Source organism: Paenibacillus sp. J22R98, assembly GCF_059383835.1.
Window position 1 is genome coordinate 62018 of record NZ_JBXENW010000003.1, and the last position, 15994, is coordinate 78011.

A 15994-nucleotide genomic window follows, 5' to 3' on the forward strand; every position below is an offset into this window, starting at 1 on the left:
TTCTGCTATCATTTTGAATAGTATGCTTTCCTTCATCATTTCTTCAAATGGAAGCGGAAATGCATCGTTCTTCCTAAATTCTCGTTGAAAAAAGACTGCCGATCGGCCCGAAAACGGCGATTATCCTCACTTTTTTGGCAGTTGGTCTTTATTTTTGATTTAGCTCCATCACAACAGCTTAAATTTTTATAAAGAAATGTTTAGGCTTGGTGCAACATTATAATAAACCTTTCCGTCTGAAAGGTTGCAAGGGGGGATCCTCCGTGGTAGAGCCAGGCCTTATTAAAGCCGCACAAGCCGGCGATGGCGACGCTCTTATTTCTCTATTGCGCGAGATTGAGAATCATGTTTACCGGACAGCCTATTATATTGTAGGCAATGAGCAGGATGCTATGGATGCGGCTCAAGAAGCACTTATTCGTATTTATACGAAAATCGGCAGCTATGAAGAGAAAGCCCAGTTTAAAACCTGGGTACAGCGGATCGTAACTAACATATGTATCGATAAGTTTCGTCGAACCAAACCGACTGTATCCATTGACGAGCATGAGATGGTGTTCAAGGATAATCAATCGGTTGAAGAGGAAGTTCTTACTTCCTATGCTGCGCAGGATATCCGCAAAGCGATCGACAAACTGCCTGAGCATCATAGGGCCGTTGTTGTTCTTCGTTATTTGCAGGATTTCTCGTACAATGAAATCGCCGATTCACTTGATCTGCCGCTGAATACGGTCAAATCTTATTTATTCCGGGCAAGACAACAGCTGCAAACATACCTGCATGATTATCAGAGAGGGGGTGTCCGAGGATGAATTGTCAAGAGGTGATGGAATATATGCAAAGGCAGCTTGACGGCGATCTGGATGAGCAGGAAGCCGAATTCTTGATGACTCATACACGGCATTGCCCGGAATGTGCAGCCATGCTTGAACGGCTTGAAACGCTCTCCTCCGGACTAACCAACCTGCCGAGGGTCACGCCGAGCTACAGTTTAGTGGATGCGATACTGCCACGACTGGCAGAGCTTCAAGTCGCTCAGGATACCATTCAAGGCGATATTCCTATGCAAGACCGTGAAGCGGATCAATCGGCAATGGCAAGACGAATTGCGCCAAACTCGGAGAAGAGAAGATGGACGGATCGCTTCTCGATTCGTGCAATTGGCGGCGTTATCGCAGCAGGCATCATAGCGGGGCTGTTTCTCGTCAATTACGACCCGAGCCGCTCGATGAGCGACGATTCTGCACCGGATATGTCGACAGCTTCATCCGATACTTATGATACGGCACAGAATACGTCTTCAGCCGATTCTATAGTCAGTACGGATCAATCGGCAGACTCAACGAACGATTCGGCTGCTGCCAACGAGATCACGACTGAAACGGCTGCACCATTGGCTTCTACATCGGATACGAAAACGATGATGAAAGCGGAGAGCCGCAATGTCGATCCGAATGGTGAAGTGATGCCGCCGCTTACAACGGAAACCGATGGCGGGGCACCTGCAGTAAAAGGCCAGTCCCCTAACTACGAGGTTTCCCGTTCAAGCAATTCCGATTCCGGCAATACCGCTGCTGCTACGGACAGCGCTGCCGGAGATCAGGCTGCGAACAGTAAAGCGGATAACGCCAATACGTCGGCAAGCAATAAGAGTACTGACATTGGGGCTAATCACTTAATCATGGCTTCGCCAATCTCGCCGGATGGCAAGTACCAAGCATTTATTGTCGAGGATACCGTTCGCATCTATACCGTTCAAGACAGCTTAATGATTTTCCAAGGTGTCAAACGGGCAGGTATTGCGAATTTGAAGTGGTCCGAAGACAGTGCGTTGTTAACGTATGAGGCTAACGATGGCGATGGGGTCAAACAGATATTCTCCGTTGATCCCAAGAAAGAAGCCGAGCAACAAGTACAATCTATTAAATAATGTGGCAGCTGATGCACACTTTACGGGATGTTCGCGTATGGTGTAGGGAGCAGGAAACCAGTCATAGGACGGCACCTTGACGTCGTATGACCATTCGCAGCCGGTGCCATGGACCGTATGCTAGCGAGTGTTTATATAGATGTTCGGGGACAAAGGGATGAGTCGCATGCTGACTTCATCCCTTTGTTGCGTTTTTTGCAAAATGGCGCTATCGTAGGGTTGGTGGTTAAAGGGGGACTTGTGCCGTGGAAATGAAAGATGTCATGAAGGAATTGAAAGCGGGAACGATTCGTCCCGTCTATGTACTTTACGGAAAAGACCGATATCGCATGCGGCAGTTCGTGTCGAGTTTAACGGATAAACTGCTGCCTCCTGACGAGCAAGAGCTGGGACTAGTAAAATTCGATACATCGGAAACACCTATAGAAGAGGCAGTAGCAGAGGCCGAAACGTTGCCTTTCTTCGCATCGCGCAAGCTGGTGCTAATTCGGGATTCCTCCGTGCTCGCTGCGGCACAAGGCAAAGAGGGGAAACTTGAGCATGGAACAGACACCCTGATTGCTTATTTGAAGCAGCCTTGTGAGAGCAGCGTCATTGTGTTCCAAGTCATGGCTGAGAAGCTGGATGAACGCCGTAAGGTGGTAAAGCTGTTAAAGGAGCAGGATGCTTTAATTCCGTTTCAAGAGCTCCAGGAGAATGAACTTCTACAGTGGACAGTTAAGCGTGCGGAGGAACAGGGACGTGGGATGAGCCGTGACGCCGCACAGCTGCTTCTGGCGCGCACGGGAACCAACATGCAGCAGCTGGCGCATGAAGTGGACAAGCTCTGTCTGCATGCCGGCAGCGGAGGCTCCATCAGCAGCAGCGATGTGGAGCATTTGATTGCATCGACGGTAGAAGAGGACGTGTTCGCGCTTATTGACGCGATGGCTTCGCTGCAAGTGGACCGTGCCCTTAAATTATATGGCGAGCTGCTGCTCCGTCGCGAAGAGCCAATTAAGATCGCAGCTTTGATTGCAAGGCAATTCCGCATTATGCTGCAGGTCAAAGAGCTGGAGCAGCATAATTATTCCCCGCAGCAGATGGCAGGACAGCTGGGCTTGCATCCTTACGCCGTCAAGCTGGCCGCAGAGAAGGCGAAACGGTTTACTGCACAGACCCTCGGGAAACATCTGAACAAGCTGGCAGAGCTGGATTACAGTATGAAGACGGGGCGCATCGATAAGACGCTGGGGCTGGAGCTGTTTCTACTCTCGCTTGCCGCTTAATATGGACATAAAAAAAGTCCTGCTTTTACGCACTAGGCGTAAGAGCAGGACTTTCGTTTGATTGATTAGGCTTGTGCGCTAAGTGCGTTAAGCTTTTTAGCCAGGCGCGACTTCTTGCGAGCAGCTGCATTTTTATGAATCAGGCCTTTAGTTACGGCTTTATCCAGCTTTTTTGTAGCATTGATAAGAGCTGCTTTAGCAGCATCAACATCAGTAGCAACAACAGCTTGATCAGCAGTTTTAACGGCCGTGCGAAGAGCTGATTTTTGCGAAGCGTTCAAAGCGCGGCGTTTCTCGATAGTTTTAACGCGTTTGACTGCGGATTTAATGTTTGGCATTGCATTCACCTCCTGTAAAAAGGGAGAATCCCTTTGTAACAACACAACTTGACATAGTGTATCATGGGCATGACCAAAAAGCAATAGTTCGTTCATGTCTGAATCCACCTAAAACGACAGTAACCGCATAATTCGAGGTCCGCTTTCGCAAACTAGACACAAACGGATGGAAGGAGCGCCCTTATATCATGAGCGAGCTTGATCTGCAAGAGTTTAACGTGGGAATCGATTTGGCGCTTGAAGCGAAGGAATATGCGGAGGCAGCCGGGAACGGCCCGGTACCCGGTGTTCTCTCCGAAGTATCGGAGGATGACGGTATTACGATCACGAGACTTGAAGTAACCACTGAAGAAGGCTCCCGAATTATGGGCAAAATGATAGGTCACTACGTGACCTTCGAAGTGCCGGAGCTGCGTAAGCAAGACACCGTACTGCAAGACCGCGTGGCTACGAAGCTGGCGCAGGAGTTTGCGGAGTTTCTACTGCGAATTGGCGTCAGCAAGACGGCGAATGTTTTAATCGTCGGACTTGGCAACTGGAATGTCACGCCCGATGCGCTCGGTCCGATCGTTGTCGAGAATGCGCTTGTTACGCGCCACTTCTTTGAGCTGATGCCGGGGGAAGTCGCACCGGGCTACCGAAATGTAAGCGCAGTTGCGCCGGGCGTGCTTGGCATAACAGGTATTGAGTCGAGCGACATCGTACAGGGGATCGTGGATCGCTCGAAACCGGATCTCATCATTGCAATTGATGCACTTGCATCTAAAGCGCTTGAGCGTGTAAACACGACGATTCAAATTGCAGACACCGGTATTCATCCGGGTTCCGGGATCGGGAACAAGCGGCGTGGGATCACGAAGGAAATCATGGGGGTTCCTGTTGTTGCAATCGGTGTTCCGACTGTGCTGTATGCGTCAACGATTGTGAGCAACAGCATCGATCTTATGCGGGATCATTTGAAGAAGCATGCGGCGGGGAAGGCAGACGGTTTCCTTGGCTTGCTTGATTCTATCGATGAGAATGAGCGGCTTCAGCTTGTGCGTGAGGCACTTGGTCCGCTAGGCCATGATCTGCTTGTGACTCCGAAAGAAATCGACCAATTCATCGAGGATATTGCCAACATCGTGGCAAGCGGATTGAACGCTGCACTGCATGAGGCAGTCGATAAAACGAATGTAGCTGCTTATACACATTAGGTCTGTTGCTATTGAATCAAGTGTCAACATAAAAGAAGTGCACACAGTGCTTTGGGGCTGTCGGAAAAGCGAGCTATCGCTTTTTTGGCAGCCTTTTCTGTTGGAGGGGGTGGCTCCGCTTGATTTTTACATCCCGGTAATAGTGTTCCAATGCTCTAACGAACCGTACATCGCTTATTTCACCAATATTGACTCCGAAATTATTCTAACGAATCGTAGGGGAGCTATTTGACGGTTTTTGAGTATTTGTGAGCCGATTATTCGCAAATAAGGCCCCTACGGTTCGTTAGATTTTCGCAGAATGCGATCCCCAATCCCCAATCCCTATATCCAACTCTACCAAATCTATTACTCTAGCAATCTAGCGATTCTCCAACTCTAGTAAACTTTCGGTTCTATTAAATTCGCTTGCCTCATAAAGTGATACTAGCCTAGTGCGCGATGAGGCAATGCCACAATTGGAACTGGGAGGAGTACAAGGAATGAAACGATTGATTGTCACCCTGAACCTTGCTAAAGGCAGCATGCGTTTGCGTCAGCTGCTTGTAGCAGGCCGTACCTTTGCGTTGTTGTCATTGGGATCGATGATCCTTGTCATTGTAGTAGGCGTCGGCGCGATTGTGCATCAGAATGCCGCGTCATCGCCGGTTTCATCTATGAAAGGGTTCGCGGCTGCGGTATCCGGCGGATTATTTAAAGACATGCTGTCCATGGAGTTGCCGGGAACAAGCGATGGTTCGCCGAGAACGGCCATTAACGGCCGACAGATCAGTACATTTCTGTTTCGGCTGCTGACCGACATTAATCCGGAAGATCCGAGGAGCTTGTTAGCAAGTCAATATCCCGGCATGAGCGGCGACACTACTGTCATCCTGCGACCGGGAACGGGTACGGATGCGGTAGTCGAATCCGGAGATCATGATTCGATTCCGGGTCAAGAGGAAGTCAGTGACGAAACAGGGCTTCCGGTTACGGATTCGGGCAGGCCGGATCATGAAACAGGAGATACGGAGCCGGACGTAACGGAACCGGATACCGGCACAGATACTGGTGAACAGCCGACGACGCCGGTGAATCCGCCGGTAGATACAAAGCCGGAGACAGATCCGGAGCAAGTAGAGCCTGTAAGTCCGGCGAATCCGACAACCGCAGGCAAAAAGGTCGTTTTTATCTACCACTCGCACAGTCGGGAATCCTGGTTCCCGGAAATCAGCAGTAAGAAATACGCAGAATCGCCTGTGAAGAACATCACGCTTCTTGGCAAACGCCTTGCTTTTCAACTGGAGAAAAGCGGTATCGGGGCACAACAATCTTCCACAGATTATGTAACGGCGATTAAAAACTACAATTGGCTCCTATCCTATAAGTATTCGAAGAAAACGGTCGTCGATGCGATGGCCAAAAATAACGATCTCAAATTCTTCTTTGATATCCACCGAGATTCCTTGCGGCGCAAAAATACGACGATCACCATTAACGGGGAAACGTATGCGGAGGTTTTCTTCATCATCGGGCTGGCCAATCCCAATTGGAAGCAGAATGAAGCATTGGCGAACCGCATGCACGAGGCGCTGGAAAAGAAATATCCGGGACTCTCGCGCGGGATTTTAGGTAAAACGACTGCTAGCGGCAACGGGGAATATAACCAATCGCTCTCGCCTGACAGTGTTTTGATTGAGGTTGGCGGAGTAGACAACACGTTGAAGGAATCCTATCGGACCATTGATGTGCTGGCGAAGGTTATATCGGACATCTACTGGGACTCAGCGAAAGTGACAGCACCGTTATCGAAAGCGAAATAAAAGTTAAAACATAGGGGAGTGAAACGAATGCGTCGTCAATCGATGAAAATGGCACTGGTAGGAGGAGCGGTTGCGCTCATCATTTTGTTTGGTATAGATATGGCTTCGAGCGGTATCGACCGTGTGTATGGACCCGTCGAAGGAGGCGTGCAAGCCGTAAATCCTGCCGGATATTCGTCCTCCGTGCTGACTGAGAACGAAGATGAATCCTCTGTATCCGGTGCTTCGGGTTCAACTGACATTGAGCAGCTCCCCGAGAATCAAGCAGATCAGAATATACAAAGACGCACTGTCGCAGATGCGCAGCACGGGAAAACAGAAGAGGAAATCCGCCTGGAATATGAACGGAAGCTCCAAGAAGAGCTCAATAAACGTTTGACAGGATTACCTGATTTGCGCAGCGATGCGACGGTTAATAAGGTTGCAGATGGGACGGCTGGGGTGCTTCAAACGGTGTCTGCGAAGGGGATTCGGATGGTCGTTTCGTTTTTTGAATCGGTAACGGATTGATGGTGACCCCTCAAGCTGTTATACTTATAAGAATGATTAGCAATTAGGTACCTCTGGGGGTTTAGCATGGCGGACGTACGAGACAGACAAAAACGAATTCGCAACTTTTCAATTATCGCCCATATCGATCATGGGAAATCAACGCTGGCAGACCGGATCCTTGAATTCACCGGCGCGTTGTCATCAAGAGAAATGCAAGAGCAAGTGCTCGATCAAATGGATCTGGAGCGCGAACGCGGCATCACGATAAAGCTGCAAGCCGTTAGACTCGGTTACAAGGCCGACGACGGTGTTGAATACATTTTGAATTTGATTGATACACCGGGACACGTAGACTTTACGTACGAGGTTTCGCGCAGCTTGGCTGCTTGTGAAGGTGCTTTGCTCGTTGTCGATGCCGCGCAAGGTATCGAAGCGCAAACGCTGGCCAATGTATATTTGGCACTCGACAATAATCTGGAGATTATTCCTGTACTGAACAAAATCGACCTGCCAAGCGCAGAGCCGGAACGCGTGAAACAGGAAATTGAAGATGTTATCGGTCTTGACGCAAGCGAAGCTGTACATGCCTCTGCGAAAGCGGGCATCGGCATCAAGGAAATATTGGAGCAGGTTGTCAGCAAAGTTCCCGCACCGACAGGTGATCCGGACAATCCGCTTAAAGCCCTTATTTTCGACTCGCACTACGATCCTTACAAAGGGGTTATCGTGTATGTGCGTGTTATCGACGGCAGTATCAAAGCAGGTAAGAAAATTCGCTTCATGGCAACAGGAGCAGAGTTCGAAGTTATCGAAGTCGGTGCCTTCATGCCTCGTATGGGCATCGTTGACGAGCTGGCTGTAGGCGACGTAGGTTTCGTCGTTGCAGGGATCAAGAACGTTAAGGATACTCGTGTCGGGGATACCGTTACTGATGCGAAGAAACCGGCTTTAGAAGCACTGCCTGGTTACCGTAAGATCAATCCGATGGTTTTCTGCGGTCTGTATCCGATTGAAACGCAGGATTATAACGATCTTCGCGATGCGCTGGAGAAATTGGAGCTCAACGATGCGTCGCTTCGATATGAAGCGGAGTCATCTACTGCGCTCGGTTTCGGTTATCGCTGCGGATTCTTGGGATTGCTTCACATGGAGATCATCCAAGAGCGGATTGAGCGCGAGTTCAACATCCCTCTTATTACGACAGCGCCAAGCGTAATTTATCGCGTCACTCTGACTAACGGCGAAGTGATGGAGATTGACAACCCGTCCAACTATCCGGATATCGGTAAGATTGAATATGTTGAAGAGCCGTTCGTAAAAGCAGGGATCATCGTACCGAATGATTACGTTGGGGCGATTATGGAGCTTTGCCAGAATAAACGCGGCGAATTCGTCAACATGGAATATCTGGACACGAACCGTGTAACGATCACCTACGATATGCCGCTTTCTGAAATCGTTTATGATTTCTTTGATCAATTGAAATCAAGCACGAAGGGCTATGCTTCCTTCGACTACGAGCTGTCCGGCTATCGCCAGTCCAAGCTTGTGAAGATGGACATCATGCTCAACAACGAGCAGGTGGATGCCTTGTCCGTTATCGTTCACCGTGACCGCGCTTATCACCGCGGACGGATCATTTGCGAGAAGCTCAAGGAGCTGATCCCTCGTCAAATGTTCGAGGTGCCGGTACAAGCATCGATCGGAACGAAGGTTATCGCTCGTGAAACCGTTAAAGCGATGCGTAAGAACGTTCTTGCCAAGTGTTACGGCGGTGACATCAGCCGTAAGCGGAAGCTGCTTGATAAGCAGAAGGAAGGTAAGAAACGGATGAAGCAAGTCGGCAGCGTTGAGGTGCCGCAAGAGGCATTCATGGCCGTACTTAAGATCGACGAGGATTAGAATCAATCAAGTTAGAGACGTTGTTCTGGGGAGGGAGCCATCGTGCTCCCTTTCTTCATTCTAATGATAATGTACAAGTTTCACTTTATTGATACGAATTCCCTTACTGTGGAGGTGACAATCGCTAATGTTTAACCATGCGCCGAAGGCGCTTTATATTCATATCCCTTTTTGCACGAACAAGTGCCACTACTGCGATTTTACGTCTTATGTCCTTCGCGGGCAGCCGGTAGACGCTTATCTGGATGCGCTTGAGAGCGAGATGGCGCGTACAGTCGAGGTGCTTCCACCGGAAGAAATCCTTACGGTTTTCGTTGGGGGCGGCACGCCTACGGTGCTGACACCGCCTCAGATGGAGCGTTTTCTGACTTCCGTAAAGAAATATTTCCCCATTCATCCGGATGCGGAATTTACGATGGAAGCCAACCCGGGAACAACGGATTTGGACAAGCTGACAGCTATGAAGGCAGGCGGCGTCAACCGAATCAGCTTCGGAGTACAGTCGTTTGATAACGGGCTGCTGGAGCGGATCGGCCGCATTCACAATGTCGATGATGTCTATCGCAGCATCGACAATGCGCGAACGGCAGGCTTTAGCAACTTATCGATCGATCTCATGTTCGGCCTTCCCGGACAGAGCGTGGAACAGCTATCGGATAGCGTGAATCGTGCGCTGCAATTAGGACTTCCACATTACTCCCTCTATGGTCTTAAGGTGGAAGAGAACACGTTGTTCCATACATTATATGAGCGCAATGAACTGCCGCTTCCTCCGGAAGAGGATGAGCTTGCGATGTATATGCATCTGATTGATCGGCTTAAAGCGGAAGGTTTTCAGCATTATGAGATCAGCAACTTCGCAAAGCCGGGTCACGAGAGCAGACACAATATTACGTATTGGCGTAACGAGCCTTATTATGGTCTTGGTGCAGGCGCACACGGTTATGCAAAAGGCGAGCGGCATGTCAATATTAAAGGGATTCAGCCGTACATTGATGCGGCAGCGCAGCGGCTTCCGCGGCTTGAAACGAACCCGGTTTCCGAGCATGAAGCGATGGAAGATTTCATGATGGTTGGACTTCGCATGCTTGAAGGCGTGAACAATGATCGTTTCTCCGCTCAATTTCCCGGTCAAACGATCGAAAGTGTGTTTGGTGAGGCGCTCCAAGCAGTGCTCTCGCAGGGGCTAATTGAACCTACGGAAGGCAATGGCGGCGGTTATCGGTTGTCTGAGAAGGGAATCCCGCTTGGCAACGAAGTATTCGGTGCCTTTATCAGCGGATAAAGTGAGCGGATCAGGTCAAATTATTCTTGTGTTAACATTCATGTTGGTGTATATTTATTCGTGTTAAACGCAGTTTACTATAGAGTTTATGGAAGCGGAGGCGAGTGGGATGCAAGCGGTATGCAGAAAGGCGACCGAGAATGATATCGAAACATTAGTGGATTTAATAGCAGGGTACGCCGAGAAAGGAATTATGCTGCCGCGATCTCGCGATATGCTGAAGCGTCAAATTCATACATTCGTTGTGGCGGAGGTTTCAGGTGAAGTTGTCGGCTGCGGTTCGTTAACACAGCTGGGCACTGACCTCGTTGAGATCCGCTCGCTAGGCATATCTGAAGGCTACAAAGGGCTTGGTATTGGCAGCAAGCTTGTTGATCAATTACTGCTTGAAGCTAAGGAGCAGAACATCCCTAAAGTGATGGCACTGACTTACGAAGTCAATTTCTTCGAGAAGAACGGCTTCACGATCGTCAACAAGGAGATTTTTCCCGAGAAGGTATGGACGGACTGTATCCACTGCCCGAAACAGCATGCTTGTGACGAAATCGCCGTACTTAGAACGTTGAACTAAGGCAGATCCAACAACCAACCATGATGCAACGACAAGCTTAATATAATGAACAAGCCACCGTGCCTTTTCGAAAAGGTCACAGTGGCTTTTTTGTTTGTTTCAGCCTGCGATCGGCCATAAAAAAGACCTGATTGGGAACAATACAAGCTGACAGCATGAGATCAGCAACCCTTACAGGAGGATACACAAATTATGAAACGCTTAATGATCTTCATCTCCGTAGCGCTAATTCTGGCCTCTTGTTCGGTTAAAGAGAATGCGCATGTAGAGAAGAATAACGCAAGCGGCTCGCTCGTTAATTTACAGCTGCAAGGTCATCAAGGGGCGATAACGACACCTTATAAGATGAGAAACGGGAAGGTTTGGATTCCGGCTGATAAAGCCGCGGAGCTGTTCGGCTATAGATACGAGATGGAACCAACAAGCAGGTCCGCATCGATGGGGTATACGGATCCCATATATAGATTCAATCTGAATGATAAGCAGGCTAACGTCGGAGACGAGCCAATTATGCTGCATGAGGCACCACAGCTAATCGATCGTAAGCTGTATTTGGAAATGAGCTCGTTGTCGCAGCTTTGGCAAACGCCGCTCGAGTGGGATGCAAAGCTAAACTCCATCGTGGTCACACCTCCCCCGGTGGATAAGCCCAAACAATCATCTGCGTTAAGTGTGCGAAGGAACACGATTAGAGCAAAGGCGCTCGACACGAATGATTCGCAATGGGACCCGAATACAGATGGCAACACAGATGGAAATACGGATTGGAATCCGGATTGGGGGCCAAACCCGGATAACAATCCCGATAACAATCCTGATTCAAACACAGGCGGCGAGAACCCAGGCGAGAATCCCAATGGAAACTCGGGGGGGAATATAGAACCCAGCGCAGATGCGGAGAAGGTCATATCTTTTGCCAAGCAATTCATGGCGATCCCATACAAATTCGATGCAGCACCATATGCCAAGAGCCGCAAGTTCGATTGCTCGTCGTTTGTGCAGCATGTTTTTGATCATGTAGGCATTGAGCTGCCGCGTTCATCAAGAGCGCAATCGAAGATCGGCAAATACTTGACCAAGGCGAACTTCATTCCGGGCGATATTGTTTTCTTCTACACCCCCGGCAGGTACAGCAGCAACAAAATTGTCGGCCATGTCGGAATCTATATCGGTAACAATCAGGTCATTCATACGTATGGAAGTCCCGGCGTCACGATTACTGAACTGGAAGGGAGCTGGGATAGGCGGATTTTGTGGGGAAGAAGAGTACTCTAAAGGAACGAACCAAACAATGCTGTCTCGAAAGTGTGCAGGCTAACGCTAACTTTTGAGACGGCTTTTTTATTACGAAGAAGTCGCAGAGACATTACTGCCGTGAAATGTGGCTTTTTTATGTAAACAACTGCCTTCTTCTGGCCCAAAATAGCGAACTGACTTGACAATTGGCAAGCGGTTTTGGTATTTTTGTAGTAATGATTAGCACTCATCGATAACGAGTGCTAACGGCAAAGGGATGACCGTAATTAAGGGAAGCAGCAACAGCACGAATTGACCTTGAGAAACCGGGAGGGACTGCGATGTTAACTGAACGGCAACGAATGATTTTGAATGTCATCATAGACGATTATATCCGCTCAGCGGAGCCAATTGGTTCACGCAGCATTTCGAAACGAAGCGATGTCAGCTTTAGCCCGGCAACGATTCGTAACGAGATGGCTGATTTGGAAGAGCTCGGATTTCTGGAACAGCCTCACACCTCGGCAGGTCGCATTCCATCTATTAAAGGCTACCGCTATTACGTCGATCATCTTGTAAGACTGAGTCAAGTTAACGAACAGGATATGCAGACGGTTCGCTCCTTCTTCACGGAGAAAGTGAACCAAATGGAACAGATTATTCAACATGCAGCCATGATTATGTCCAATCTGACGAATTACACGAGCATCGTGCTTGGGCCGGAGACGTTTACGAATTCGCTGAAGCATTTCCAGCTCGTTCCCATCAGCGATGACACGGCGGTAGCCATTATCGTTACCAACACCGGTCATGTTGAGAACCGTACGATTTCCTTGCCGGATGATATGAGCATGGAGGAAATGCAGCAGGCTGTTAACATTCTAAACAGCAAATTGATCGGGGTGCCAATTGCGCGCCTTAAATCGAAGCTGTATTCCGAAGTCGGTCAAGAGCTTGGCCGTTATGCGGATCAATGCGAGCGACTGCTCGGTGTACTCGACGACGCATTAATGAGCGAAGACGACCACCGTGTATTCTTAAGCGGGACAACGAACATGCTGACACAGCCGGAGTTCAAGGATGTCGACAAAGTAAAGACGCTGCTCGACCTGCTTGACGAGACGCCGACCATTATGCAGATGTTCAGCACGCTGCCAAGCGGTATTCAAGTTCGTATCGGAACAGAGAATACCCATGAGGCGATCAACAACTGCAGTTTGATTACGGCGACTTATTCGGCACAAGGCAAACAGCTGGGCACGATTGGGATTTTGGGACCGACACGAATGGATTACGGTAAAGTCATCAGCTTGCTGGATTTACTGTCCAAGGATATGGCGGTTCTGCTCGGCCGATGGTACAAATGACGTAAATTAGCATGTGTGAAGGCATTAGGGATTACTTTCAGGAGGTGTAAGCGCTCGTGTCTGTGAATGAACAGCATACAGATGAAGAACATAAACATGAAGAGAACCGTGCAGCTGACGAAGTGCAAGAAACGGTGAACGAAGAAACGGCAGCTCCCCAAGAAGAAGGAAGCGCAGAAGATTCCCGCGTAGAGGCTCTTGAGAAATTAGCCGAAGAGAACCAACAGCGATACTTAAGAGCACAAGCCGACTTTGACAACTTCCGTCGTCGTACGATGAAAGAGAAGGAAGAGCTTGGGCAGTATGCTTCCATGAAACTAATCGGGCAGCTTCTGCCGGTAGTTGATAACTTTGGCCGCGCTATTGAAGCTGCGAAGAACGGCGGCGACGGTGAATCGTTCTCCAAGGGCGTCGATATGATTTTCCGCCAGCTTGAGCAAGTGCTCGAAGCTGAGGGACTGAAAGCGATGGATGCGGTAGGACAGCCGTTTAACCCGGATTTCCATCAAGCCATTATGCAAGTCGAATCCGACGAGCATGAAGAAGGCGTCGTTGTTGAAGAAGTGCAAAAGGGCTATGTCCTGAAGGATAAAGTGCTGCGTCCCGCTATGGTGAAAGTCAGCGGTTAACGATCAGCTTGCCTATAGATGATTGTGATCGTTCAAAATATATACCTTTGAGGAGGAACTTTAATTATGAGTAAAGTAATTGGTATCGACCTTGGTACAACAAACTCTTGCGTTGCGGTAATGGAAGGCGGCGAAGCTGTCGTAATCCCAAATCCGGAAGGCAATCGTACTACACCTTCTGTTGTTGGTTTCAAGAAAGACGGCGAGCGTATTGTCGGTGAATCGGCAAAACGTCAAGCCATCACAAACCCAGACCGCACAATCATGTCCATTAAGCGCCACATGGGCTCCAGCCATAAAGAAGTTATCGACGGCAAAGATTATTCGGCTCCGGAAATTTCCGCAATCATTCTGCAAAAGCTGAAATCAGATGCTGAGGCTTACCTTGGCCAAACGGTAACACAAGCAGTAATCACGGTACCGGCTTACTTCAATGACAGTCAGCGTCAAGCAACGAAGGATGCGGGTAAAATCGCAGGTCTTGAAGTACTTCGTATCGTCAACGAGCCTACAGCTGCTGCACTTGCTTACGGTCTTGAGAAAACGGAAGATCACACGATCCTCGTTTATGACCTTGGCGGCGGTACGTTCGACGTTTCCATCCTTGAGCTTGGCGATGGCTTCTTCGAAGTAAAAGCAACAAGCGGTGACAACCGTCTGGGCGGCGACGACTTTGACCAAGTAATCATCGACTACCTGGTATCCGAATTCAAGAAGGAACAAGGCGTAGACCTTTCCAAAGACAAAGCAGCAGTACAACGTTTGAAGGATGCTGCTGAGAAAGCTAAGAAAGAACTTTCCGGCGTATTGACTTCGACAATCTCCTTGCCGTTCATTACAATGGCAGACGGCGTTCCACAGCATTTGGAGCTTAGCCTGACTCGTGCGAAGTTCGAAGAATTGTCGCATGCCCTTGTAGAGCGCACACTTGGTCCAACTCGTCAAGCATTGAGCGATGCTGGCATGTCCCCAAGCGATATCGATAAAGTGGTTCTTGTCGGCGGATCGACTCGTATTCCGGCAGTACAAGAAGCAGTTAAGAAATTGATCGGCAAAGAGCCGCATAAAGGCGTTAACCCGGATGAGGTTGTAGCACTTGGTGCAGCAGTTCAAGCCGGCGTACTGACAGGCGATGTGAAAGACGTTGTATTGCTCGACGTAACTCCATTGTCCCTAGGTATCGAAACAGCTGGCGGTGTGTTCACGAAGATGATCGACCGCAACACTACAATTCCTACAAGCAAATCCCAAGTGTACTCCACTTACGCGGATAACCAACCAAGCGTAGAAATCCACGTGCTTCAAGGTGAGCGTCAAATGGCCGCAGGCAACAAAACGCTTGGCCGCTTCACACTTGGTGATATTCCACTGGCTCCGCGCGGCGTACCGCAAATCGAAGTTACCTTCGATATCGATGCCAACGGTATCGTTAACGTATCTGCGCTTGATAAAGGCACAGGCAAGAGCCACAAAATCACGATTACATCTTCCGGCGGTTTGTCCGAGGAAGAAATCGATCGCATGATGAAAGATGCGGAATTGAACGCTGAAGAAGATCGCAAACGTCGTGAGCTTGTTGAAGCGAAGAATGCGGCTGACCAGCTCGTATATTCCGTTGACAAAACAATCAAAGATCTTGGCGATAAAGTAGATGCAGGCGAAATCGCGAAAGCGAACGAAGCTAAAGAGAAAGTGACTGCAGCGCTGGCAACAGACGATGTAGAACAAATCAATGCAGCTGCAGAAGCGTTGACAGAAATCGTGCAACAGCTTTCCGTGAAGCTGTATGAGCAAGCACAAGCTGCAGGCGGCGCTGAAGGCCCAGGTTCTGAAGCAGGCGGCGAATCCTCCTCCAGAGGAAAAGATAACGTAGTCGATGCTGACTATGAAGTCGTAGACGACAAGAAGTAAGTAGTGTAAATTAAGTTATACGCAAACGGTGTGCCGTCCGAAAAAACTTTGGACGGCGCAGCCGTTT

14 protein-coding genes are annotated in these 15994 nt (G+C 49.1%); 13 read left to right on the plus strand and 1 reads right to left on the minus strand.

All coding sequences use genetic code 11. The features are described from left to right. Positions 1-263: 263 nt before the first annotated feature. The 3 genes from AC50Y3_RS10230 to holA all read left to right on the plus strand — a co-directional run bounded on the left by AC50Y3_RS10230 (position 264) and on the right by holA (position 3198). Positions 264-812, plus strand: a complete 549-nt coding sequence (locus AC50Y3_RS10230) for an RNA polymerase sigma factor (protein WP_090980011.1) — start codon at positions 264-266, stop codon at positions 810-812. Further along, on the plus strand, positions 809-1930 hold the full coding sequence (locus tag AC50Y3_RS10235) for a zf-HC2 domain-containing protein (protein WP_494818675.1): 1122 nt from the start codon (positions 809-811) through the stop codon (positions 1928-1930). Before AC50Y3_RS10230 ends, AC50Y3_RS10235 begins: the two co-directional genes overlap by 4 nt. Positions 1931-2181: 251 nt before the next feature. Continuing rightward, complete coding sequence (gene holA / locus AC50Y3_RS10240; protein WP_494819218.1) at positions 2182-3198, plus strand: DNA polymerase III subunit delta; 1017 nt, start codon at positions 2182-2184, stop codon at positions 3196-3198. A gap of 65 nt (positions 3199-3263) precedes the next feature. Here holA and rpsT read toward each other — a convergent pair whose 3' ends face one another. Next, positions 3264-3536, minus strand: coding sequence for a 30S ribosomal protein S20 (gene rpsT / locus AC50Y3_RS10245; RefSeq protein ID WP_210663126.1), 273 nt, complete (start codon positions 3534-3536; stop codon positions 3264-3266). A gap of 188 nt (positions 3537-3724) precedes the next feature. On the opposite strand from rpsT, the gene gpr reads away from it, so the two are divergent. The 10 genes from gpr (at position 3725) to dnaK (ending at position 15927) form a co-directional block, all read left to right on the plus strand. Beyond that, complete coding sequence (gene gpr / locus AC50Y3_RS10250; RefSeq protein WP_494818676.1) at positions 3725-4732, plus strand: GPR endopeptidase; 1008 nt, start codon at positions 3725-3727, stop codon at positions 4730-4732. A 482-nt stretch (positions 4733-5214) separates the two neighbouring features. After that, entirely contained in the window at positions 5215-6534 is a 1320-nt protein-coding gene (gene spoIIP / locus AC50Y3_RS10255; protein ID WP_494818677.1) for a stage II sporulation protein P, read from the plus strand. 27 nt (positions 6535-6561) lie between these two features. After that, on the plus strand, positions 6562-7044 hold the full coding sequence (locus AC50Y3_RS10260; protein WP_494818678.1) for a hypothetical protein: 483 nt from the start codon (positions 6562-6564) through the stop codon (positions 7042-7044). Positions 7045-7110: 66 nt separating this feature from the next. Continuing rightward, on the plus strand, positions 7111-8928 hold the full coding sequence (gene lepA / locus AC50Y3_RS10265) for a translation elongation factor 4 (protein ID WP_494818679.1): 1818 nt from the start codon (positions 7111-7113) through the stop codon (positions 8926-8928). 127 nt (positions 8929-9055) lie between these two features. Continuing rightward, positions 9056-10213 carry a radical SAM family heme chaperone HemW gene (hemW, locus tag AC50Y3_RS10270; protein WP_494818680.1) on the plus strand — a complete coding sequence of 386 codons (1158 nt, stop codon included), beginning with the start codon at positions 9056-9058 and terminating at the stop codon, positions 10211-10213. 109 nt (positions 10214-10322) lie between these two features. Next, positions 10323-10784 carry an N-acetyltransferase gene (locus AC50Y3_RS10275; RefSeq protein ID WP_494818681.1) on the plus strand — a complete coding sequence of 154 codons (462 nt, stop codon included), beginning with the start codon at positions 10323-10325 and terminating at the stop codon, positions 10782-10784. Between the two features lie 192 nt (positions 10785-10976). Beyond that, positions 10977-12059, plus strand: coding sequence for a C40 family peptidase (locus tag AC50Y3_RS10280; RefSeq protein ID WP_494818682.1), 1083 nt, complete (start codon positions 10977-10979; stop codon positions 12057-12059). A 302-nt stretch (positions 12060-12361) separates the two neighbouring features. Continuing rightward, the gene (gene hrcA / locus AC50Y3_RS10285) at positions 12362-13387 is read left to right on the plus strand and encodes a heat-inducible transcriptional repressor HrcA (protein WP_494818683.1); all 1026 of its coding nucleotides are present in this window, start codon (positions 12362-12364) and stop codon (positions 13385-13387) included. A 62-nt stretch (positions 13388-13449) separates the two neighbouring features. Then, positions 13450-14016: a nucleotide exchange factor GrpE gene (gene grpE / locus AC50Y3_RS10290; RefSeq protein WP_494819219.1), complete on the plus strand. Its 567-nt coding sequence runs from the start codon at positions 13450-13452 to the stop codon at positions 14014-14016. Positions 14017-14082: 66 nt separating this feature from the next. After that, positions 14083-15927, plus strand: a complete 1845-nt coding sequence (dnaK, locus tag AC50Y3_RS10295) for a molecular chaperone DnaK (protein ID WP_494818684.1) — start codon at positions 14083-14085, stop codon at positions 15925-15927. Positions 15928-15994: the final 67 nt, after the last annotated feature.